Source organism: Wenyingzhuangia aestuarii (assembly GCF_011927765.1).
In the GTDB taxonomy this organism is placed as follows: domain Bacteria; phylum Bacteroidota; class Bacteroidia; order Flavobacteriales; family Flavobacteriaceae; genus Wenyingzhuangia; species Wenyingzhuangia aestuarii.
Window position 1 is genome coordinate 1 of record NZ_JAATJG010000043.1, and the last position, 1024, is coordinate 1024.

General features: G+C 30.1%; 2 protein-coding genes. Both read right to left on the reverse strand.

Going from position 1 to position 1024, the window contains the following annotated elements; translation table 11 throughout:
• Positions 1-193: 193 nt before the first annotated feature.
• Positions 194-802, reverse strand: coding sequence for a zeta toxin family protein (locus tag GGR97_RS15225; RefSeq protein ID WP_167899384.1), 609 nt, complete (start codon positions 800-802; stop codon positions 194-196).
• The gene (locus GGR97_RS15230) at positions 795-956 is read right to left on the reverse strand and encodes a hypothetical protein (protein WP_157359368.1); all 162 of its coding nucleotides are present in this window, start codon (positions 954-956) and stop codon (positions 795-797) included. The genes GGR97_RS15225 and GGR97_RS15230 overlap by 8 nt, the downstream gene beginning before the upstream one ends.
• Positions 957-1024: the final 68 nt, after the last annotated feature.

Consider the following 1024-nt stretch of genomic DNA (forward strand, 5'->3'; position numbering starts at 1 on the left):
CAACGGTTTTGGCTAGGCTTTGTTCGGGAAGAAAATCGACAAGATTTTCGAACACGCAACTAAGCCGAAGCTTTTTGTTTGGATTTGTTTCTTTGGTTTCACAAAGCCAAATCAAGAAGATTTGGCGACTTAGTAAATATACACAAAACTTTGAAGTTAAAACAAAACCCGCATGAAGTTTAGCCGGTGTTGGCTAATGTTTTTTATTTAACTCTTTTATACTAGGGATGACTTTCTCAAGATATTTAGGGAAATTATTTTTTAATATAAATTGTTCTTCTTCAATTGTAAATAAATGACTAGGAGTATCATTGTATTTACTCGTTTCAAAAAGAGTAACAGAATCAAAAAACTTCCAATTTTCATTTAAGTGTTTATAACCTAATTCATATCTTTCTTTGACTTCATTATCTGGTACAAAATGTCCACCATTCTCAAATCTAATACGAACTCTTTCTTTTGCTTTTTCAATTGAATCTAGGCAAAAGAAAACTATTTCGATTCTATAATTTTCAGATTTAAAAATTTCAGGCCAATATAGTGGAGTAGAGTTGAAGTTTGTTTCATAACAGAAATCAGTTCTGTTTTTTATAGAAGATTTTATTGTGTTTTCTAGATCTTTTCTAGCAAGATTATGAGCCATTCGATCTCTAAATTCAGTATCGATTAGAGATTCATACTTTTCCTTATAAACTTTATCATAATCATAAGGTTTTATTCCTCCTTCTGTGAAAGCTTTCGAGAAAGAAGATTTTCCAGAACCATTACAACCAGCAATTACTAATAATTTTGGTTTATCCATTAAATTGAGGTCCTGGTGTAGGATTAGGATTTAATTTTCCTTCAGCAAGTTTTTCTTCATAGACACGAATCTCTTCTGAAATTCGAGGAAGTTCATCTTTTAATCTATTTTTCAGATTAGAGATATAATTTTGTATGTCTTCTTTTTTACTCATACAGCAAATTTACAAAAAAAATATTTCAAAAAATCTCGCTCGAAAATATTTGCCAACGGTTTTGGCTA

Coding starts and splice junctions, on each gene's coding strand:
- GGR97_RS15225 (WP_167899384.1), bottom strand. CDS start 802: ATGGATAAACCAAAATTATTAGTAATTGCTGGTTGTAATGGTTCTGGA.
- GGR97_RS15230 (WP_157359368.1), bottom strand. CDS start 956: ATGAGTAAAAAAGAAGACATACAAAATTATATCTCTAATCTGAAAAAT.